The organism is Ensifer sp. R-19, assembly GCF_049905105.1.
Lineage (GTDB): Bacteria > Pseudomonadota > Alphaproteobacteria > Rhizobiales > Rhizobiaceae > Ensifer.
Window position 1 is genome coordinate 2442615 of record NZ_CP184569.1, and the last position, 18759, is coordinate 2461373.

Consider the following 18759-nt stretch of genomic DNA (forward strand, 5'->3'; position numbering starts at 1 on the left):
TCAGACGCGCAATGGTCGCCCTAGCACTTTGAAACGCTGCATGTTTCGTCCTTAAATCGGGTACGATTTAAGGAAACATGCAGTTGTCGGCGCGCAACCCATGCGCGTCAGATTGTCGTTTCCCTTCGCTTCGCCCGGCGATAAGATGAGCCGTTATTTCGCGGATCGATTCATGTCCTTGACCACCACGCCTCCACTGGCCGACATGGCCACAGACACCGCCGCCGACACTGGCAGTCAGCATATCCGCGACACGTTGCGCGATGCGATCGTCGAGCGGCGGCTCGCCCCCGGCACCAAGCTTTCCGAAAGCGATGTCGGCGAACTCTTCAATGTCAGCCGCACGCTGGTGCGCGCCGCCCTGCAGGCGCTCTCCTATGAAGGGCTCGTCAGCGTCGAGAAGAACCGCGGCGCCTTTGTCGCCCATCCCTCGATCGACGAAGCCCGCCAGATCTTCGCGACCCGCCGGCTGATCGAACCCGGCGTCGTTCGTGCCGCGGCGCCCCATATCGGCAAGGCCGAGCTCGCCGAGCTCCGGCGCATGCTGGCGGCCGAACGGCAGCTCACCGAACAGCGCGGCCACTCGGCCCGCCGCGCCGAGATCAAGGCATCAGGCGATTTTCACCTGGCGCTCGCCGATCTCAGCCGCAACGCCATTCTTCGCCGCTTCATGGACGAACTCATTGCCCGCTCCTCGCTGGTGATCGCGCTTTACGGCCAGTCGACCGTTTCGAGCTGCGGCCACAACGAACACGACGAGATCGTCAACGCGCTGGAACGCGGCGACGTCGATACCGCAGCCAAACTGATGGTCCACCATATCGACCATATCGAAGCCGATCTCGACCTGCGCGTCCACAAATCGACCGACCTCAAGGCAGCACTCGAGCTTTAGGGCCCGCCCTCAGACTTCAGGAATCACGAAAAGTTCACGGGCCGAAAAAAGTCGCTGATCCGGCGGAACCATTCCCGCGCCACAGCGTTGGCCTCGCGCTCGAAAAAGACTGAGAACGAGGAAAGCAAATGAGCGAGAAGTTCTTCGCCACTCCCATCCCCCTCCGGTTATCTGCAAAACGGCAGACCGTCGTCAGAACGGTCTTCGAAGCCGTCGAGTTGCTGCGGCAATGGCCGGGACGTCGCGGACGGGAATACCGCGCGGCTCTCAGGCGCTGCCTGGACGCGCTGGATGGATTGACGAGTACGGACCGGGCCAGCCGCTGCTTTGCTGCCGCTGCCCGCGAATCGGGCCTGCTTCTGGCCTGACGTGGAAGTCCCCAAGGTCCGTAGATCGGGTCTCTCACGATGCGCCGAAGGACGATCGGCGCATCGCCCCCCCAAGGGCGCGCGGAACAAGCGCGGCTTCACCTTTGACGAAAGAGACGATCAGTCGGCGAGTTCGGCCGCTTCCTTCGTCTGACGGTCGGCAAGCGCCTTCAGTGCTTCCTTGTCGAGACGCCAGTCCGGCGAGCCATAGCCAAGCGGCCATTTGTAAGGCTCCTTGTCGTTGAAGAACACGACGGTGGTCAGGAGCGGAAAGGCCCGGCGATAGGTCTGTTGGTCGAGGATTTCCTTGTACCAGGCGCGCCTGTAGTCCGCCGAGCCCGAAACGCCAAGTTCGGCGATCATGACCGGTTTGCCGAAGCCCGCGACGCGCTGGTATTTTTCGTTCAGCGCCTCGCCGAAGCGACGCTCACGCCCCCAATAGTCGACATCCATCTTCTGCAGGCCCCAGACGGGGATCCCGACGACATCGACGACATCGTCACCCGGATAATAACCGGCGAGATTGCGATGGCCCTTCGGCGACCAGACGAACCGCGCTTCCGGCGCCAGCTCCCGGCATTTGCCGACGAAATAACGAAACGCCTTCTTGTAGCCTTCCTTGTCTGGGCGCGCCCAGGGATAGCGACCGTCGGGGTCCTCCATCTCGTGGCCCCAGCGCACATAGACCGGGCCATCGAAAGCGGCCGCACGGGCACAAACGTCGCCGATCTCGCGATCGAAGCGGCCTTTGCCGATATCGGCAAACAGCCTTTCGCCGCCGGCGCGCCAGTCGGTGGCATGGGTATAGGGCTCGACCGAGAGCATCAACGCCCGCCCCTGCCGCGCCGCGGTCGCGATCTTGCGCTTCAACAGCGCCCGGTCCGGCTTCTGCCAGTAGACGAAGACATGTTCGAGCTCGAGCGCATCGCTGTCGGCAACGGCGTCATGTGGATCGTAGACGCCGATGGCGACCGCCCTCTCCGTTGCGCCTTTTGCCTGCGGCGCGATCGCCGCAGTCGTCAGCGCCCGGTCGATGCCATCGGCCGGGTCATCCGCGCGCGCCGCCGGTGTTCCGGTGACGGCAAAAAGCGCCAGCGTTCCCGCGGCAAGGGCTGCTCTCAAAAGTCTGGCAGACAACGAACATTCTCCGGCGGATCGTCTCTCGACGCCGCGAATGAAACCGGACACATCACGCGTGCGGCGGTCAGAAGGTCACCGCCAAAGAGGGGATCGCCCCGATCCCCAACGATCCGAGGCGGCTTCACCGCACCGGAGTTACGCAAACTCGAACAGAGCAAACTCGAACAGAGACAGTCCCGTTAGAGCGAAGCTCTCAGGAAGCAGTGCGACGTGCGGCCGAAGCCGCTCGGCGAACAGATATAGGGCGCGCGGCCCAGATAGCTGGTTGCGCTCTTTTTCACCGGCTGCGGCGCGACCACATCCTCATCAGCCTCGGCGACCCGCAACTGCTTCTCTTCCTTGCGTATCTTGACCGAAGGACTTGCATAGGCGCTGGAATGGCTCGACGAAAACAGCGGCGTTTCACCGATGACCGTCGACGAGCAGCCGGCGGACAGGAGCAGAAGGCCAAGAATGGAAGCGGTCGGTACGAGATACTTGAAACCCGAAATGGTGGTTCGGCTCTCGCCGGCACATGCGGTCTTATCTCGCATAAGCATCCTTTCGAATTGGCGGCTATGGCCGCCCGGTGCCTCCTTTGGGGGATATGGCGGCATTGTTCAACCCCCTTTCCATTATAAATTGCTTAAATTAACAAATTCTTTCTTAGGCTTTTCTTCCAGCGGTTGCAGCTGAAGGCACTGGCCCATGCGCCAACGCGGCCGCAGATCGATCGCACACTGGACTCGGAAGGCGACATCAGGATCGGGAAGACAAAGCAGGAAAGCCAGATGCTTGCCCGACAGGAGACGCGAAGGCGAACGCGCCCACCACCGGCGACCCTACCCACTCCACTGGCCACCACGCCCGGTGGTAGATGCGGCAACGGTAACGCCGGATGGTTCGCAAGGAAAAATCTCGCACGACAGCGGAAAATTGGCGGCAAAGACGCCGCAAACGCCACGCTTATCGGTCAAGTGGCACGCCATGGAACGAAAACAGCGCCCCATTCCTCATTTTTAGCCACCGCGCATTTACAGTTCGTTGACCTCTGGCAGCCACTTTGGTGCCAGGCGCAACATGTTTGAGCGTATGCGCCCACTCCAAAACTGCCCGCGTCCTGCGGGCATTTTTTTTGCTGTACCGGTCAGGGCTCAAAGAGAGCCGGCGCGATGAATGCTCGCCATCCGGCCTTCAACCTTCAACCGTAATGTGGCTTCTGGAACAGGCACAATTACTGGCTGCCGATAACCTGGCGCAACAACCCCAACATGTTTCGTTCTCCACATTTCAGGCAGCCGATTTGGAGAGAGATGAATGGTGGGCCCGGAGGGACTCGAACCCCCAACCAAGCGGTTATGAGCCGCCGGCTCTAACCATTGAGCTACAGGCCCACGCTGGATCTGCAGGCGTCCTCAAAACGTACCGATTCGAGGATAAGACATGCAGCAACTCTAAGTACTACAGCAACCTTTGCGCCTCTGATAAAAACGCGTGGCACCGTAGTGATCCAGGTGCGCGAACCAATGGCAGTTCGCGGTGGCAATGGCTCTAGCCGAAAACCTTTTTGCCGACAAGCCATTGCCGCAATGCTCACACAATCGCCGAGCATGAAGACGCCAGGGACGGAACAACCGGAGAGACATAGACCATGATTTCCACACGCACTGCCCGCACGCTTTCGATCGCCGCTTTTGCCGCCGCTTTTGCCGGTGTAGCCGCCGCTCAGGCGCAGGAGACCGACAAGGACAAGGCAACCATCGTCGTTGCCGGCGAAGGCCGCGCGACGGTCGCGCCCGACATGGCGGTCCTGCAGCTCAGCGTCGTCAAGGACGCCAAGACCGCCCGCGAAGCGCTGGACGCCAACAACAAGGCCATGGCCGAAGTGCTAAAGGCGTTGAGGGCCGACGGCATTGCCGATCGCGACCTGCAGACGAGCGGCTTTTCGGTGAACCCGCAATACAACTATCCGACCAATACCGACGGCGGCAATCGCCCGCCGGAGCTGATCGGCTACCAGGTGGTAAACGGCGTCAGCGTCCGCGTGCGTGACCTCGCCAAGCTCGGCGAAATCGTCGACAAGTCGGTGACGCTCGGCGTGAACCAGGGCGGCGGCGTGCAATTCACCAACGACAAGCCGGAAGGAGTCATCACCGAGGCGCGCAAGGCGGCGGTCGCCGACGCCATCGTCAAGGCGAAGGTTCTCGCCGAAGCTGCAGGCGTCTCGATCGGCAAGATCCTCAACATCTCAGAACAGGGCTTCCGTCCCGAGCCGGTCCCGATGATGCGCGCCGGCATGGCCAAGGAATATGCCGCCGATGCCGTGCCGGTCGCAACCGGCGAGAACAGCTACAACGTCACGGTCAACGTGACCTTCGAAATCAAGCAGTAAGCTTGCAAGGCCCGCCGCAACCGCGTGGGCTTTCACCTAATCCTCGCCCCTGGTGCCGGAGATCGGCGCCGGGGGCGAAGTGTTTTTGGGCGGCACGCCGAGTGTGCGCCTGCGGATGTGTGTGGAGGTGCGAAGCAGGTATTGCCGCGGTTGCGGCTACCGACAGTCCGACCGCCAAAGGAAGCCTTTGGGTCGAAACCGGCTCGCCCCACGCACGGTCATCCTCGCCCTTGAGGCGAGGATCAAGACCGTCATCGATGTGCGCGTCGGCGCGGGTCAGGCTCGAGGATGGTGCTCGAGGAGAGGCGTTTTCCCAAAATAGCTGGCAGAGGGGCCGCCTCGGAGCGCGTGCCTGGGCATGACCACCCGTTGGCAAAAACGAAAAAGGCCCCCCATGCCGAAGCATGAGGGGCCATTCTTCCGCCGGACGGGGGAGACAAGGCGGGAAGATTTGTTACCAGCGACCGATCGTCGGGCAGCCGCGGGCGTTTGCGAAGACGATCGTCTGGCGGTAGCCGTGGCGGCGGCCTTCGACGACGACGCGGCGCGGCGTGACGTCGGCGACATAGGCGCGGCGCAGGCCGCGATCGCGGGCCTTGTCGACGGCCATCCACGGTGCGCAGCGGCCGCGGCGATCACGATCCCAGTGGCGGTCACGGCCGCGGCCGCGACCCCAGTCGCCTTCGTCACCGTAGCCGCCGTTATAGTCGCGGTACTGCACGTCGTCGCGGTACTGCACGTCGACGCCCGGGCCGAAGCCGAACTCGATCGAGTCCGCCGAAGCGGTGGAGGCTGCACCAAGCAGGCCAGTCAATCCAATGACGGCTGCGGCTGCGGCGTTAAAAAAGCGGTTCTTCATGACATCTCTCCGGGCTTGAAGGGTTCAATGGGGCAATCACCGTCCCAAGCGATTGAGCAAAGGATAGGTTTCCCAAGCTGAACGACAGCGGAACCTGGTGTTCATGGGAGGTTCAGAATGCCGGAGCGCGATCCGCCCCTCTTTGGCGCGAGATTCGCCTTGCAAGGAAGGCGGTCACACGGAGCGCTTGTGAATGATAAGCTACTGATCCAAAATGACTTCTTGCGATCAAGACGCGCAACGAAGCGGCTCGGAACGCAAGGAGCAAATCGCCCGCACGATCATCGCGGCAAAGGCAAATCAGGCGCCGCCGGGATGGCCGCGCCCAAACAACGCCGAGGTATCTTCTGGCGTCGAAGGTGGTGGTCAGCCGATTCGCGGGCAACCATAGGCATTGGCGAAGACGACCCGGCTCAAATACCCGCGGCGCCAACCGACCACGACGACACGGGAATGGGTGACCCGCTCGACCCGGGCGCGTTGGAAGCCCAGGCGCCAGGCCCTGCGCAGTGCTTCGCGCGGCGAGCAGTAGCCGCGATGGCGAACGAGATCGACGTCGCCACGCTCCATCGTCGGCAGCGGCATCCGGGCCGCAGCCTCCGCCGGCAGGCTCGCGAAGCTCGTCACGGCGAGCGCAACCGCCAGAACCGAATTGCGAAACATGGCTTTCATGGATCTTCTCCTGGTCAACGCAAAACAACAATCCGGTCGGCAACCGGTGCCCTAGGATAGGCGGCTCGCGCGCGCCTGCCATCGTAAATTTCCGCCATCGCGCGTTTCTGTCAATCCGAGCTCTCGTCAGCCGGCAAGCGCCCGTTCGAAAACGCGGATGTTGCGATAGTGGCTGAGGCGGGTGATGGCGCCGTCTTCGATCTCGAAGATCAGCACGCTTGGAATGGAATAGCTCTGGCCGGACGCGGCGGGGAAGCCCTCCATCGTTTCGCGATAGGTTCCGCGCGCCGTCAGGTCCGCCGCCACCCGCTGGCCGAAGGCATCGCGCATCAACACCACATCGCCGAACTGTTCGTCGAAACGGCGCAGATAATTCATCAGCCAGGCGCGCAAGGGGCCAACGCCGACAGTGCGCTGGCCGGTCAGCGAATCGAGCTCGACATCCTCATGGACGAGCCGAGCCAGCGCCTCGAAATCACGTTGGTTCAGCGCTTCGATGAAGCGATTGGCAATGGTCTGTGCATCCGTCATCCTGTTCCTCTCCGACGCCGCGCTGTCGCCCTTTGGTCTCCATGCTCTAACTAGAACGGATCCCGTTCCGGTCAATTGCGCCCTGTCGCATCGATCGGACAGGCATCAAGCGCCAAGGTGCAGCACGATCTCGCGGCGGTGCGGCCGGTCGCGATGTTCGAAGAGGTAGATCCCCTGCCAGGTGCCAAGCAGCATACGACCACGGGCAACGGGAATGCCGAGCGAAACCGGCGTCAGCGCCGCCTTGATATGCGCCGGCATGTCATCCGGTCCTTCCTGGGTGTGCACGACCCAGCTCATCGAGGGATCGGAGGATGGCGGCACCAGACGGCGGAAAAAGGCGTCGAGGTCGCGCCTCACATCCGGGTCGGCATTTTCCTGGATGAGAAGCGAACAGGACGTGTGCCGGACGAAGACGGTCAAAAGCCCCTCGCCGTCCGTATTGGCCCGCACGAAGGCGGCCGCCTCGTCCGTGAACTCGTAGAGCCCCTGGCCGCGTGTGGAAATGGTGATGCTCGTCTGCGGCACGTCGATCTCCAGCCGGCAATTGCACCGGCTGCAAGGCAGGTGCAACGCGTTGATGTGCCCAACGCTTCTACCCCTGGACCGTTCCCGGTCCAAGGCAGTGACCGCAGGAAAAAGGCAACGCGCCGCTACATCTCGAGGAACGTCTGGAAGCCGCCATAGATCATGCGCTTGCCGTCGAAGACTTCCTTCCAGGCATCGCCCTGCAGCCGCGGATCGGCCATCACCTTGGCGACGATCGTGTCGCGGTCGGCGCGGGACTTATAGGCGATCCACGAGAAGACCACGGTCTCGTCGTCCTTGGCCTGCACCGAGCGGGGGAAGGACGTCACCTCGCCATAGGGCACGTCATCTGCCAGGCATTCGTTGTAGGAGAGCGCGCCATACTCCATCCAGACATCGCCGGCCGCCTTGGCCATCGCCTTGTACGCCTCGATATTCGCCTTCGGCACGGCAACGACAAAACCATCCACATAGTTCATTGAGAAATCCTCCTTGGTTCTTTCGACCAGCATAGGACGCTCGGGGCATAAAGGTTCCGACACCAGTTCCAATTTTTTTTAAGCGGCGCCTGTCGGAACGGGCATCGCCCGTTCGTCCTTAGTTGGTACCAATCACCACGGGAGACATATCCATGCAGAAGATCACGCCCTTTCTCTGGTTCGACGATCAACTGGAGGAAGCCATCGGCTTCTACACCTCCATCTTCCGCAACGCCCGCGTTACCGACATCAATAAGGGACCTGATGGCAGGGCCTTCACCGCGAGCTTCGAACTCGAGGGGCAGCACTTCATGGGGCTGAACGGCGGCCCGCATTTCAAGTTCAACGAGGCGGTATCGTTTTTCGTGCGCTGCGCCGACCAGACGGAGGTCGACTACTATTGGAGCCGGTTGCTCGAAGGCGGCACGCCGCAGCATTGCGGCTGGCTGAAGGACAAGTTCGGCCTTGCCTGGCAGATCATTCCCGACGCGCTGATGCGACACCTCAGCGATCCCGATCCGGCACGCGCCGCCCGTGCCCAGCAGGCGATGATGGGCATGATCAAGATCGAGGTCGCCGAACTCGAGCGGGCCGCGGCCGGCTAAAGCAATTCCAGCTAAAGTGTGAAACGGTTTTGCGTCCGGAATTGCGTAAAAAACAGCTGGAGAGTTTCCGCGGGCCCGTTTTTGACCGGAAACGCTCTAGCTGCCGCAGCCGCGTAATTGCCGATTGTAGATCGAAGCCATGCCGGCCGCCCGCTTGGCGCCGGTCTTGGCCGTATCGCTCCAGTTGCCCCGCGCATAGCCCGCGTGGCCGTGGTAATAGGCGACGTAGAGCCGGTAGGCGTCGTTGAGCGCGATACCGTTCTGCTGTGCGCTCTCGCGGTGATACCAGGCAATGAAGCGGATGGCGTCGCCGAAGTCCGAGCGTCGCGCCGCCCAGCGGCCGGTCTCGCTCTGGTAGCGCGCCCAGGTGCCGTCGAGCGCCTGGGAATAGCCGTAGGCCGTCGAAACGCGCGTCCAGGGGATGAAGCCGAAGAGCTTGGTGCGCGGCGGCCGCGCATTATGGCGGAAGCCGGACTCGGTATAGATCGTCGCCATCAGGATCGGCACGGGCACGCCGTATTCGCGCTCGGCGCCATAGGCGGCACGGCGCCAATTGTTGAACAGGCCATCTCGCTGCTCGAAAACCGCACAGGCATTCCGGGTGTCTCTCGGCACCGTTCCGCAGCCGGCCAGCAACAGGAGGACGACGACAAATACGCAACGCATCGCAGAACCTCGGGTTTCCGAGAGATTGATAAAGTGTAAACGTTAAGGATCTCTTTTGATTCAAAGGCGAACGATCGGGAGAACGGCATGGCGATGTCACGAATGCTGCTGCCGCTTCTCTTCGCCGCGGGCCTTGGCGGTCCCGCAAACGCCGGCGACATCGGCCGGCTTTATCAGAGCGACGCGATCGTCACCGGCACCGGCGAGATCAACCGGCAGATCGGCTTTCGCGAATGCCTCAGTGAAGTTTTGGTCAAACTGTCGGGTGATCCGACGATCCTCGACGCGCCCGGCTTCGCAGCGCTGGTGGCTGAGGCCGGCAGCTTCGCCTCGTCGTTTTCCTACCGCGACCGGCTCGAAGGTATCCCGATCCACGACGAACAGGGCACTCACGATCGGCCGCACGATCTCACCTGCCGCTACGCGCCGGCGACGATTGACCCGCTTCTTGCAAAGCTCGGTCGAAAGCCATGGCTTGCGCCCCGCCCGGTGATCGCCGTACTGCTGGCGGTCGAGGATCAGAGGCGCCGTTTCGTGCTGGCGCGCGACGGCGACGAAAGCCCCTATATGGCCGACTCGCTCCGCGCGGCCGCGACACCGCTGGCGCTCTCGGTCACCCTGCCGGACAGGGCGACCGTCGCCGGTGGAAAGCTGGACTTTGCCACGATATCGCAAGCGAGCCTGGAGAGCTTCGCCAGGCTCGCAATGCCGAGCGAGGGGGACGTGACGCTTGCGGGCACACTGGTCTGGTCCGATCAAGCGCGCGGCTGGAACGTCAATTGGCGGATGCTGTCCGCCGGTAAAAGCTATGAATGGCAGGTCAGCGGCGTCAGCTTCGACGACGCTTTCCGCAATGCGCTACGCGGAGCGGCCCGCATCCTCTCCGGAAACGGGTCGCCCTGAGCAGATCCAGTATCGCTGGCCGTTCAGCCTATCCGAGCGAGGCAATCAGTTCGCGATAGGCTGCCTCTGGAAATGCCTTGAGCGTGGTCGAGCGCACATTGCCGGCCATGCCGAGCGTGAGGGCGAAGCGTGCGGCGATCGCGTCATCGGGTGCCTCGACGACGGCCACCATGTCGTAGTCGCCCATGGTCAGAAAGAAATGCTTGAAGGAGCCGCCCATCTCGCCGAGCACTTGCCTTGCCGCGTCGAGCCGTTTCGGAGACTCGCGCACATTCTTGACGCCCTGCTCGGTCCAGTTGAGGAGCATGACATAAGTGGTCATCCTACACCTCCACGGGGGCACGCTTCACGCCCGCGGTGCGATTGCTCCCGCGACTTAGACGGGGTGCCCCAGATTGCTGCGAAAGCGCGACTATACTCCTGGGCGCAGAGCCTCACAATAAATCGCTTGGGTGAGGCCGAAACGAAAAAGCCGGGCGATCGGCCCGGCTTTCTCGGTTTTCTGTGAGGCGTGCGGCTTAGCTGTCCAGGAACGAGCGCAGCTTGCGGATTGCTTAGCTGTCCAGGAAGCTTCTCAGCTTCCTGGAGCGGCTCGGATGCTTGAGCTTCCGGAGCGCCTTCGCTTCGATCTGGCGGATACGTTCGCGGGTGACCGAGAACTGCTGGCCGACTTCTTCGAGCGTGTGGTCGGTGTTCATGCCGATGCCGAAGCGCATGCGCAATACGCGCTCTTCGCGCGGCGTCAGCGAGGCGAGAACGCGGGTGGTCGTCTCGCGCAGGTTCGCCTGGATGGCGGCGTCGATCGGCAGCAGCGCGTTCTTGTCTTCGATGAAGTCGCCGAGGTGCGAGTCTTCTTCGTCACCGACAGGCGTTTCGAGCGAGATCGGCTCCTTGGCGATCTTCAGGACCTTGCGCACCTTTTCGAGCGGCATGGCGAGCTTTTCGGCCAGCTCTTCCGGCGTCGGCTCGCGGCCGATCTCGTGCAGCATCTGGCGCGAGGTACGGACGATCTTGTTGATCGTCTCGATCATGTGCACCGGAATACGGATCGTGCGGGCCTGGTCGGCGATCGACCGGGTGATCGCCTGACGGATCCACCAGGTGGCGTAGGTCGAGAACTTGTAACCGCGGCGGTACTCGAACTTGTCGACCGCCTTCATCAGGCCGATATTGCCTTCCTGGATCAGATCGAGGAACTGCAGGCCGCGGTTGGTGTATTTCTTGGCGATGGAGATGACGAGGCGCAGGTTCGCTTCGACCATCTCCTTCTTGGCGATGCGCGCTTCGCGCTCGCCCTTCTGCACCATGGAGACGATGCGGCGGAACTCGGCGATCGAGATACCGGTTTCGGTGGCGAGATTCTGGATCTCCTGGCGAATGTCGCGGATCGTCTGGTTTTCGCTCTTGGCGAATTCCTTCCAGCCCTTGCCGGCCAGGTTGCTGATCGACTTCATCCAGTTCGGGTCGAGTTCGGCGCCCGAATACTGTTCGAGGAACGAGTCGCGCTTGACGCCGTAGGATTCGGCAAGCCGCAGCAGGCGGCCTTCGTTCTGCATCAGCCGCTTGGAAATGTCGTAGAGCTGCTCGACCAGGCTGTCGACGCGGTTCTGGTTGAGCGACAGCGACTTGACCGCCTTGATCAGCTCGTCCTTGAGCTCCTTGTAGCGGCGCTCCTGAGCGGGCGAAAGCGTGCCGGTCGCAGCAAGGCGGGCTTCCACCTGCTGGTCCTGCAGCTTGCGCAGCTTCTTGTAGGTCTCGGCGATGATGTCGAGGGTTTCCATGACCTGCGGGCGCAGTTCCGCTTCCATGGCGGCGAGCGAGAGGTTCGACTCGTCGTCGTCTTCCTCTTCCTCCTCGGTCGGCATGACATCGCCGCCGACATTGGTGATGTCGTCGTCGTTGGCGGCCGTGCGCACCTTGCGGGTCTTTTCCTTCTCCTCGGCAGCCTTGCGGTCAGCCTCGATCTTTTCCGGGCTCTGGAACTGCGGAGCAGCCTTGGCCTCAGGACCGGAATAGGTGGTTTCGAGATCGATGATCTCGCGCAGCAGCGTCTGGCCTTCGTTCAGTTCGTCGCGCCAGATGATCAGCGCCTGGAACGTCAGCGGGCTCTCACAGAGACCGGCGATCATCGTCTCGCGGCCAGCCTCGATGCGCTTGGCAATCGCGATTTCGCCTTCGCGGGACAGGAGTTCGACCGAGCCCATCTCGCGCAGATACATGCGGACCGGATCGTCGGTACGATCGGTCGGTTCCTTCTTCTTGCTGGTCGCAAGCGCCGTGCCGCTGGAAGGGGCGAGTTCGCCGCCTTCGCTCTCGCCGTCGTCGTCGCTCGCCTCGTCGTCACCGCCGCCGGCAGCCTCTTCGGCTTCCTCGTCCTCGATCACGTTGATGCCCATGTCGGACAGCATCGCCATCGTGTCTTCGATCTGTTCGGAGGTGACTTCCTCGGACGGAAGGACGGAGTTGAGCTCGTCCATCGTCACGTAGCCGCGCTTCTTGGCGGCCTTGATCATCTTCTTGACAGCGTCGTCGGAAAGATCGAGAAGCGGACCGTCCGGAGCACCTTCGCGTTCTACGTCAGCTTCTTCGTTTTCTTTGACTTTGGTTGCCATTTAGTTCGTCGCTTTCCTTGTCGCAACCGGCGTGAGCCCGGTGCAAATGCCGCTCGAAGGTTCGGGCACGCCGCGTACCCGCCACCGAATCATTTCCCCTGACGTAACGGGATGATGTTTAATTCCTGTTTAACCACGAATGCGATCGTGGCAAAGCGGGCAAGCTTCGACAGTCCTGCCACTGAAACGCCTCTGGCATGATTCCCTAACCGCCGTGTCATTTCGCCATTTCTTATTCGGAAATGGTGATTCCCAGAATTTTCGATCCCGTCAAGCATTTCCGCTGAAAAACCGGCTGATTCGGCAAAAATCACCGTTCCTATCGCTTTTTGGGGTTTATCAGCTTCCGCTGAAGATGTAGGCGCTGCCTGCCAAAAGACAAGGGTGCCCCCGATTTAATCGGCAAGGTCCCGTTGTGCCATATCCGCATCGCAACCAGGGCTTCATCTTTTCCCTGCTCCTAAACCGAACGACCGTCGTATTTGACGATCCTGACCGCCTCCAGATCGAACTCCGGCAGGCAGCGCAGGTTGATCGCCGCCATCTTCCCATGCGGCCCCTCACCTTCGCCGAAAGGGGCGATGCCGCAGGTATCGCAAAAATGATGCTGGATGACATGCTTGTTGAAGAGATAGGTCGAGAGGTCCGTTTCCGGTGTCTTCATCGTCAGCCTGTCTCGGGCCACGAAAGCGAGCAGCCCGCCGCGGCGGCGGCATAGCGTACAATTGCAATCGACCGCCTCGGCGAAGTCCCCTTCCACCTCGAAGGCGATCTTGCCGCAATGGCAGCTTCCCTCATAACGCATGCACCGATCTCCCCTTTTCCGCCAACAACCCTTTCGATCTCCGGCCAAGATAGAGCGACAGAGCGTCCAAGCAAGCGGGTTTGCGAGCGGTGATATCCGCGCAAATCCATTCCCCGAGAAGCCCATTTCAGACGGAAATTCGCAAGATTATTCCGGTTTCTCGCTTGCGCCCGACCCGATCGCGGACGACCTTCGCCGCCGATCTCATGGAGGCTCAAATGCTCATCAAGGAAACCGACGCCATGCGCGTGCTATCGATCGCGCGGCGCCTCACCATTCCCGACGTCAAAAGTGAAAGCGCCGCGCTGGCGCCTGTCATCGAGGCGGAGATGGAACGCTCTCGCCTGGCACCCGCGGGGCCCTGGATTTTCATCGCGCAGAACCTGCCGAAAAATGCCAAGACCCTGTTCGACTGGCGCATCTGCCGCCCGGTCACCGGCGGTGACGACTATGGCGGCGACCTTGACCTGATCGATCTGGAACCGATCATGGTGGCGTCCGCCCGGCATCAGGGGCCGATGCGCAGCCTCTTTACCCAGGGCTACGCACCGCTCGTCGGGCAGATCGAGATGAGCAGGCACAATTTCTCCGGCGAGAGCCGCGAGATCTATCATCGCTGGACGGGCCAAGGCGCCCGCTACCACGAGATCGAGATCCAGTTCGGCCTCGCCAACTGAGCCGCCCCAGCGCCTTACCAGTCCATCACCACCTTGCCGGAGTTGCCGGAGCGCATGGCCTCGAAGCCGTCGCGGAATTCGTCGATCCTGATGCGGTGGGTGATGACCGGGGATAGATCGAGACCGCCCTGCACGAAGGCGATCATCTTGTACCAGGTCTCGAACATCTCGCGACCGTAGATGCCCTTGAGGTTGAGCATCTTGAAGATCACCTTGTTCCAGTCGATCTCGAAACCGGCCGGCGCGATGCCGAGGATGGCGATCTTGCCGCCATTGTTCATCTTGTCGATCATGTCGCGGAAGGCCGGTGCCGCTCCCGACATCTCCAGCCCGACATCAAAGCCCTCGGTCATGCCGATCGCCTTCATCACGTCGGCGAGGTTTTGCTTCGAGGCGTCGACGACGTAATCGATGCCGACGCTTTTGGCGAGCGCGAGGCGCGTCGGGTTGATGTCGGTGATCACCACCTTGCGCGCACCCGAGCGCTTGGCAACCAGTGCCCCCATGATGCCGATCGGCCCGGCGCCGGTGACGAGCACATCCTCGCCGACGAGATCGAAGGACAAGGCCGTGTGCACGGCATTGCCGAACGGATCGAAGATTGCCGCGATCTCGTCCGGCACGTCCTCAGGGATCGGCACGACGTTGTATTCCGGCAGGCAGACGAACTCGCCGAAGGAGCCCGGCCGGTTGACGCCGACGCCGAGCGTGTTGCGGCACAGATGCCCACGGCCGGCGCGGCAGTTGCGGCATTTGCCGCAGACGATATGGCCCTCGCCCGACACCCGCTCGCCGACATGGTACTTGGTGACGGCCGAGCCGACCTCGGCGATCTCGCCCATGAACTCGTGGCCGACGACCATCGGCACCGGGATGGTCTTCTGCGCCCACTGGTCCCAGTTCCAGATGTGCACGTCGGTGCCGCAGATCGCCGATTTCTTCACCTTGATCAGCACGTCGTTCGGGCCGATCTCCGGCACCGGCACCCGCTCCATCCAGAGGCCTTCTTCCGGCTTCGATTTGACCAGCGCCTTCATCATGTTCGTCATTATAGCCTCCACCAAACCTTCTCTGGGGCTTGCCCCTCATCCGGCTGCCGCCACCTTCTCCCCGTCACCACGGGGAGAAGGGACCTGTGGCAACCTTCCATCCCCTCTCCTGCGAGCCGTAAAGCACGTCCCCTCTCCCCGCCTGCGGGGAGAGGGTTAGGGTGAGGGGCAAACTCGCCCTTCCCTCGGATCGGGCGAACTCTCCGTTCCGTTCGCTCAGATCACGCCAAGCTCGCGGCCAACCGCTTCGAAGGCGGCGATCGCCCGGCGCACGTCGTTCTCGCTGTGGGCTGCCGACATCTGCGTGCGGATGCGCGCCTGCCCCTTCGGCACCACCGGGAACGAGAAGCCGATGACATAGACGCCCTTCTGCAGCATGCGCGCCGCCATCTCCTGGGCGAGCGCCGCATCGCCGAGCATGACCGGGATGATCGGGTGCCCTTCGCCGGCGAGCGTGAAGCCGAGTTTCGACATCTCGGTGCGGAACAGGGTGGCATTGGCATAGAGCCGCTCACGCAGTGCATCGCCGTTTTCGATCAGGTCGAAGACCGTGAGCGAGGCGGCGGCAATGACCGGCGCCAGCGTGTTGGAAAACAGATAGGGCCGCGAGCGCTGGCGCAGCCACTCGACGACCTCGGCCTTGGCCGAGGTGTAACCGCCGGAGGCGCCGCCGAGCGCCTTGCCGAGCGTGCCGGTGATGATGTCGATGCGGCCCTCGACGCCGCAATGTTCGGCCGAGCCGCGGCCATTCTTGCCGACGAAGCCGACCGCATGGCTGTCGTCGACCATGACCATGGCGCCGTATTTGTCGGCGAGGTCGCAGACGCCTTGCAGGTTGGCGATGATGCCGTCCATCGAGAACACGCCGTCGGTGGCGATTAGCTTGAAGCGACTGCCCTCCGCCTTCTTCAGCTCCTCCTCCAGTGCTGCCATGTCGTTGTTGGCGTAGCGGAAGCGCTTGGCCTTGGAGAGCCGCACGCCGTCGATGATCGAGGCGTGGTTGAGCGCGTCGGAGATGATCGCGTCCTCTTCGCCAAGCAGCGTTTCGAACAGGCCGCCATTGGCATCGAAGCAGGAGGAATAGAGGATGGTGTCTTCCAGGCCGAGGAACGACGAGATGCGGGCCTCGAGTTGCTTGTGCTCCTCCTGCGTGCCGCAGATGAAGCGCACCGAGGCCATGCCGTAGCCGTAACGGTCGAGCGCCTGTTTGCCGGCCTCGGCGAGTTCCGCGTTGTCGGCAAGGCCGAGATAGTTGTTGGCGCAGAAGTTGAGCACGCGGTCGCCCGAGGCGACCTCGATCGCGCCCGCCTGCTTCGAGGTGATGACACGCTCCGACTTGTACAGCCCGGCCGTCTTCAGGCCCTCGAGTTCAGAACGAAGATGGGACAGAAAGGCTGAAGTCATGGCGCTCTCGCTCACAGAAAACATCGCGTTCCTGACGAGTATCATGACGGCTTTCGACTTGCAGCAAATTCCAGCGCGCCGAGGAGGCCGGCGCAAAAACGACAGGGCATTTCACGGCGAGATGGCGTGAGGGATATATTGTGTCGCCGCAGGCGCGCTCACGGACATATTCCTTCGCCGCGTCAGCACCCGCCGTGCGCGAACTCACCCGTCCACATACCCGTCGATGACCGCCAGGAACGCTTCGCCGTAGCGCTCGCGTTTGCTTTCGCCGATGCCGGGGATGTCGAGCAGTTCGTCGAAGTCCCGCGGGCGCTCCTTGGCGAGCGCGATCAAGGTCGCGTCGGGGAAGACGACATAGGGCGGGACGTTCAGCTCCTTGGCGATCGAGAAGCGCTCGGCACGAAGGAGTTCGAACAATTCGAGGTCCGAACCGGCGAGATCGGCGCGCTCGCGCTGCGAGCCCGATTTTGCCCCCCGTGCGGCCTTGCCCGAGGTCGGACGGTCCTTGCGGAAGAACACCTGGCGTTCGCGCTTGAAGACGGCGCGCGCATCCGGCTCCAGCTTCATCGCCCCGAAGGCAGCATGATCGACGCTGATCAGCCCCGCCGCCAGCAACTGCCGAAACACCGATTGCCAGGTACGGGCAGGAAGATCCTTGCCGGCGCCGAAGACGGGCATCTCGACATGGCCGAAACGCTCGGTCTTTTCGTTGACCGTCCCCATCAGCACATCGACCACATGACCGGTGCCGAAGCGCTCGCCGGTGCGATAAACGGCGGCAAGCGCCTTGATCGCCGCTTCCGTGCCATCCCAGGTTTCGACCGGTTTCAGGCAGGTGTCGCAATGGCCGCAGCGCCCGGGATGGGCTTCGCCGAAATGCGCGAGGATCGCCTGGCGGCGGCAGCCGGCGGTCTCGCAGATCGCCAAGAGCGCGTTGAGCTTGCCGCGCTCGATGCGCTTGATGTCGTCGGCCGCCCCGCCCTCGTCGATCATCCGGCGGCGCTGCAGCACGTCGGCCATGCCATAGGCCATCCAGACCTCCGACGGTTGGCCGTCACGGCCGGCACGCCCGGTCTCCTGGTAGTAGGCCTCCACCGATCCCGGCAGATCGAGATGGGCGACATAGCGCACATCGGGCTTGTCAATGCCCATGCCGAAGGCGACGGTCGCGACAAGGCAGAGGCTCTCTTCTTTCAGAAACGCGTCCTGATGCTTGTCTCTGAGCGTCCGGTCCATGCCCGCATGATAGGGCAGCGCCCGGATACCCTGGGCATTCAGCCATTCGGCCGTGTCCTCGACCTTGGCACGCGACAGGCAATAGACGATACCGGACGAACCCTTGAAGCGCGAAAGGAAGCGTAGCAGTTGCTGGCGCGGCTGGTCGCGCTCGACGATTTCATAGGCGATGTTCGGCCGGTCGAAGCTGGTCGTGAAGACCTTGGCATTGGTCAGCGCCAGCCGTTCGACGATGTCGTCGCGCGTATGCGGATCGGCAGTGGCCGTCAGCGCGATGCGCGGCACGCCTGGATAACGCTCCGCCAGCAACCCGAGCGCGCGGTACTCCGGGCGAAAATCATGGCCCCATTGCGATACGCAATGCGCCTCGTCGATGGCGAAGAGCGCGATGCGGGCATCGCCGAGGAGATCGGCGAAACCATCCGTGACGATCCGCTCCGGCGTCACATAGAGAAGGTCGAGCGTGCCGTCATAGATCTGTCGCCGCACGGCGATCGCTTCCTCGCGGGTCAGCGACGAGTTGAGGGCCGCAGCATTGACGCCGAGCTGCTTCAACGCCTCCACCTGATCGCGCATCAGCGCAATCAAAGGCGAGACGACCACGCCGAGCCCGGGACGGCAGAGCGCCGGGATCTGGAAGCAGAGCGATTTCCCGGCGCCGGTCGGAAAGAGAACGACGGCATCGCCGCCGCCGGTCACGTGCTCGACCACTTCCTGTTGTCTACCGCGAAAGGCGGAATAACCATAGACGCGCTTCAGCACATCGAGCGGCGCCGGGCCGGCGTCGTCGAAGAGATGGCTGGCAGCGCTTGCGGCGCGCTTCGCCCTTTCGACAAACTCCATCACGTCTCCTTCACGGGAATCACTGCCTGCAATCATCGCAAGATGCGACCGCAATGCCATAGCCGTCAGGGCAAATGAAGAGAACGCCGTGATAATCCCGCGTGATCAGCAGG

Annotated in this window: 21 protein-coding genes and 1 tRNA gene; 6 read left to right on the forward strand and 16 right to left on the reverse strand. The window is 62.5% G+C overall.

Translation table 11 applies throughout. From position 1 onward, the window contains the following. Positions 1-172 precede the first annotated feature (172 nt). Together ACN9MO_RS11970 and ACN9MO_RS11975 are read left to right on the forward strand one after the other, a co-directional pair. Positions 173-895 (forward strand): GntR family transcriptional regulator, encoded by a 723-nt coding sequence (locus ACN9MO_RS11970; RefSeq protein WP_082616102.1) that lies wholly within the window; start codon positions 173-175, stop codon positions 893-895. A gap of 128 nt (positions 896-1023) precedes the next feature. Further along, positions 1024-1263 carry a DUF982 domain-containing protein gene (locus tag ACN9MO_RS11975; protein WP_057253209.1) on the forward strand — a complete coding sequence of 80 codons (240 nt, stop codon included), beginning with the start codon at positions 1024-1026 and terminating at the stop codon, positions 1261-1263. A gap of 120 nt (positions 1264-1383) precedes the next feature. Here ACN9MO_RS11975 and ACN9MO_RS11980 read toward each other — a convergent pair whose 3' ends face one another. From ACN9MO_RS11980 to ACN9MO_RS11990, 3 genes are all read right to left on the reverse strand, one after another. Further along, entirely contained in the window at positions 1384-2400 is a 1017-nt protein-coding gene (locus ACN9MO_RS11980) for a glycosyl hydrolase (protein WP_162733646.1), read from the reverse strand. Positions 2401-2582: 182 nt separating this feature from the next. Next, on the reverse strand, positions 2583-2936 hold the full coding sequence (locus ACN9MO_RS11985; RefSeq protein ID WP_058324750.1) for a hypothetical protein: 354 nt from the start codon (positions 2934-2936) through the stop codon (positions 2583-2585). A 764-nt stretch (positions 2937-3700) separates the two neighbouring features. Further along, positions 3701-3776, reverse strand: a tRNA-Ile gene (locus ACN9MO_RS11990). 257 nt (positions 3777-4033) lie between these two features. Here ACN9MO_RS11990 and ACN9MO_RS11995 point away from each other — a divergent pair. Continuing rightward, positions 4034-4774 (forward strand): SIMPL domain-containing protein, encoded by a 741-nt coding sequence (locus ACN9MO_RS11995; RefSeq protein ID WP_057253203.1) that lies wholly within the window; start codon positions 4034-4036, stop codon positions 4772-4774. A 454-nt stretch (positions 4775-5228) separates the two neighbouring features. Here the strand turns inward: ACN9MO_RS11995 and ACN9MO_RS12000 are convergent, their stop codons facing one another. The 5 genes from ACN9MO_RS12000 to ACN9MO_RS12020 form a co-directional block, all read right to left on the reverse strand. Next, positions 5229-5633 carry a hypothetical protein gene (locus ACN9MO_RS12000; RefSeq protein ID WP_113133024.1) on the reverse strand — a complete coding sequence of 135 codons (405 nt, stop codon included), beginning with the start codon at positions 5631-5633 and terminating at the stop codon, positions 5229-5231. Positions 5634-5999: 366 nt separating this feature from the next. Then, on the reverse strand, positions 6000-6305 hold the full coding sequence (locus tag ACN9MO_RS12005; RefSeq protein ID WP_057253200.1) for a hypothetical protein: 306 nt from the start codon (positions 6303-6305) through the stop codon (positions 6000-6002). Positions 6306-6431: 126 nt separating this feature from the next. Further along, entirely contained in the window at positions 6432-6836 is a 405-nt protein-coding gene (locus ACN9MO_RS12010; RefSeq protein ID WP_057253198.1) for a ketosteroid isomerase-related protein, read from the reverse strand. Between the two features lie 105 nt (positions 6837-6941). Beyond that, complete coding sequence (locus tag ACN9MO_RS12015; RefSeq protein ID WP_057253197.1) at positions 6942-7364, reverse strand: secondary thiamine-phosphate synthase enzyme YjbQ; 423 nt, start codon at positions 7362-7364, stop codon at positions 6942-6944. 125 nt (positions 7365-7489) lie between these two features. After that, positions 7490-7843 carry a DUF1428 domain-containing protein gene (locus ACN9MO_RS12020; RefSeq protein ID WP_057254348.1) on the reverse strand — a complete coding sequence of 118 codons (354 nt, stop codon included), beginning with the start codon at positions 7841-7843 and terminating at the stop codon, positions 7490-7492. 152 nt (positions 7844-7995) lie between these two features. Between ACN9MO_RS12020 and ACN9MO_RS12025 the strand changes: the two genes are divergently transcribed. Beyond that, a complete protein-coding gene (locus ACN9MO_RS12025) occupies positions 7996-8448 on the forward strand; it encodes a VOC family protein (protein WP_057253195.1) in 453 nt (150 codons plus the stop codon). A gap of 96 nt (positions 8449-8544) precedes the next feature. Here the strand turns inward: ACN9MO_RS12025 and ACN9MO_RS12030 are convergent, their stop codons facing one another. Next, complete coding sequence (locus ACN9MO_RS12030) at positions 8545-9114, reverse strand: hypothetical protein (RefSeq protein ID WP_057253193.1); 570 nt, start codon at positions 9112-9114, stop codon at positions 8545-8547. 87 nt (positions 9115-9201) lie between these two features. Here ACN9MO_RS12030 and ACN9MO_RS12035 point away from each other — a divergent pair, with 87 nt between their 5' ends. Further along, entirely contained in the window at positions 9202-10017 is an 816-nt protein-coding gene (locus ACN9MO_RS12035) for a DUF2066 domain-containing protein (protein WP_112996858.1), read from the forward strand. Positions 10018-10045: 28 nt separating this feature from the next. On the opposite strand, the gene ACN9MO_RS12040 is transcribed toward ACN9MO_RS12035, so the two are convergent. From ACN9MO_RS12040 to ACN9MO_RS12055, 4 genes are all read right to left on the reverse strand, one after another. Further along, complete coding sequence (locus ACN9MO_RS12040) at positions 10046-10339, reverse strand: GYD domain-containing protein (RefSeq protein WP_057253192.1); 294 nt, start codon at positions 10337-10339, stop codon at positions 10046-10048. Positions 10340-10571: 232 nt separating this feature from the next. Then, a complete protein-coding gene (gene rpoD, locus ACN9MO_RS12045) occupies positions 10572-12629 on the reverse strand; it encodes an RNA polymerase sigma factor RpoD (protein ID WP_057253188.1) in 2058 nt (685 codons plus the stop codon). An 89-nt stretch (positions 12630-12718) separates the two neighbouring features. Further along, entirely contained in the window at positions 12719-12943 is a 225-nt protein-coding gene (locus tag ACN9MO_RS12050) for a hypothetical protein (RefSeq protein ID WP_162261318.1), read from the reverse strand. Between the two features lie 146 nt (positions 12944-13089). Next, a complete protein-coding gene (locus ACN9MO_RS12055) occupies positions 13090-13434 on the reverse strand; it encodes a GFA family protein (protein ID WP_057253186.1) in 345 nt (114 codons plus the stop codon). A gap of 218 nt (positions 13435-13652) precedes the next feature. On the opposite strand from ACN9MO_RS12055, the gene ACN9MO_RS12060 reads away from it, so the two are divergent. Beyond that, positions 13653-14111: a hypothetical protein gene (locus ACN9MO_RS12060; protein ID WP_057254344.1), complete on the forward strand. Its 459-nt coding sequence runs from the start codon at positions 13653-13655 to the stop codon at positions 14109-14111. A gap of 14 nt (positions 14112-14125) precedes the next feature. Here the strand turns inward: ACN9MO_RS12060 and tdh are convergent, their stop codons facing one another. The 3 genes from tdh to recQ form a co-directional block, all read right to left on the reverse strand. Beyond that, complete coding sequence (tdh, locus tag ACN9MO_RS12065) at positions 14126-15160, reverse strand: L-threonine 3-dehydrogenase (RefSeq protein ID WP_113737775.1); 1035 nt, start codon at positions 15158-15160, stop codon at positions 14126-14128. Positions 15161-15376: 216 nt separating this feature from the next. Beyond that, positions 15377-16564: a glycine C-acetyltransferase gene (locus ACN9MO_RS12070; RefSeq protein WP_192494793.1), complete on the reverse strand. Its 1188-nt coding sequence runs from the start codon at positions 16562-16564 to the stop codon at positions 15377-15379. Between the two features lie 204 nt (positions 16565-16768). Beyond that, positions 16769-18646 carry a DNA helicase RecQ gene (recQ, locus tag ACN9MO_RS12075; protein ID WP_057253185.1) on the reverse strand — a complete coding sequence of 626 codons (1878 nt, stop codon included), beginning with the start codon at positions 18644-18646 and terminating at the stop codon, positions 16769-16771. Between the last annotated feature and the right edge of the window lie 113 nt (positions 18647-18759).

Coding starts and splice junctions, on each gene's coding strand:
- ACN9MO_RS11970 (WP_082616102.1), top strand. CDS start 173: ATGTCCTTGACCACCACGCCTCCACTGGCCGACATGGCCACAGACACC.
- ACN9MO_RS12060 (WP_057254344.1), top strand. CDS start 13,653: ATGCTCATCAAGGAAACCGACGCCATGCGCGTGCTATCGATCGCGCGG.
- ACN9MO_RS12040 (WP_057253192.1), bottom strand. CDS start 10,339: ATGACCACTTATGTCATGCTCCTCAACTGGACCGAGCAGGGCGTCAAG.
- recQ (WP_057253185.1), bottom strand. CDS start 18,646: ATGGAGTTTGTCGAAAGGGCGAAGCGCGCCGCAAGCGCTGCCAGCCAT.
- ACN9MO_RS12030 (WP_057253193.1), bottom strand. CDS start 9,114: ATGCGTTGCGTATTTGTCGTCGTCCTCCTGTTGCTGGCCGGCTGCGGA.
- ACN9MO_RS12020 (WP_057254348.1), bottom strand. CDS start 7,843: ATGAACTATGTGGATGGTTTTGTCGTTGCCGTGCCGAAGGCGAATATC.
- rpoD (WP_057253188.1), bottom strand. CDS start 12,629: ATGGCAACCAAAGTCAAAGAAAACGAAGAAGCTGACGTAGAACGCGAA.
- ACN9MO_RS12070 (WP_192494793.1), bottom strand. CDS start 16,564: ATGACTTCAGCCTTTCTGTCCCATCTTCGTTCTGAACTCGAGGGCCTG.
- ACN9MO_RS12035 (WP_112996858.1), top strand. CDS start 9,202: ATGGCGATGTCACGAATGCTGCTGCCGCTTCTCTTCGCCGCGGGCCTT.
- ACN9MO_RS11985 (WP_058324750.1), bottom strand. CDS start 2,936: ATGCGAGATAAGACCGCATGTGCCGGCGAGAGCCGAACCACCATTTCG.
- ACN9MO_RS11995 (WP_057253203.1), top strand. CDS start 4,034: ATGATTTCCACACGCACTGCCCGCACGCTTTCGATCGCCGCTTTTGCC.
- ACN9MO_RS12025 (WP_057253195.1), top strand. CDS start 7,996: ATGCAGAAGATCACGCCCTTTCTCTGGTTCGACGATCAACTGGAGGAA.
- ACN9MO_RS12005 (WP_057253200.1), bottom strand. CDS start 6,305: ATGAAAGCCATGTTTCGCAATTCGGTTCTGGCGGTTGCGCTCGCCGTG.
- ACN9MO_RS12000 (WP_113133024.1), bottom strand. CDS start 5,633: ATGAAGAACCGCTTTTTTAACGCCGCAGCCGCAGCCGTCATTGGATTG.
- ACN9MO_RS12055 (WP_057253186.1), bottom strand. CDS start 13,434: ATGCGTTATGAGGGAAGCTGCCATTGCGGCAAGATCGCCTTCGAGGTG.
- ACN9MO_RS12010 (WP_057253198.1), bottom strand. CDS start 6,836: ATGACGGATGCACAGACCATTGCCAATCGCTTCATCGAAGCGCTGAAC.
- ACN9MO_RS11975 (WP_057253209.1), top strand. CDS start 1,024: ATGAGCGAGAAGTTCTTCGCCACTCCCATCCCCCTCCGGTTATCTGCA.
- tdh (WP_113737775.1), bottom strand. CDS start 15,160: ATGACGAACATGATGAAGGCGCTGGTCAAATCGAAGCCGGAAGAAGGC.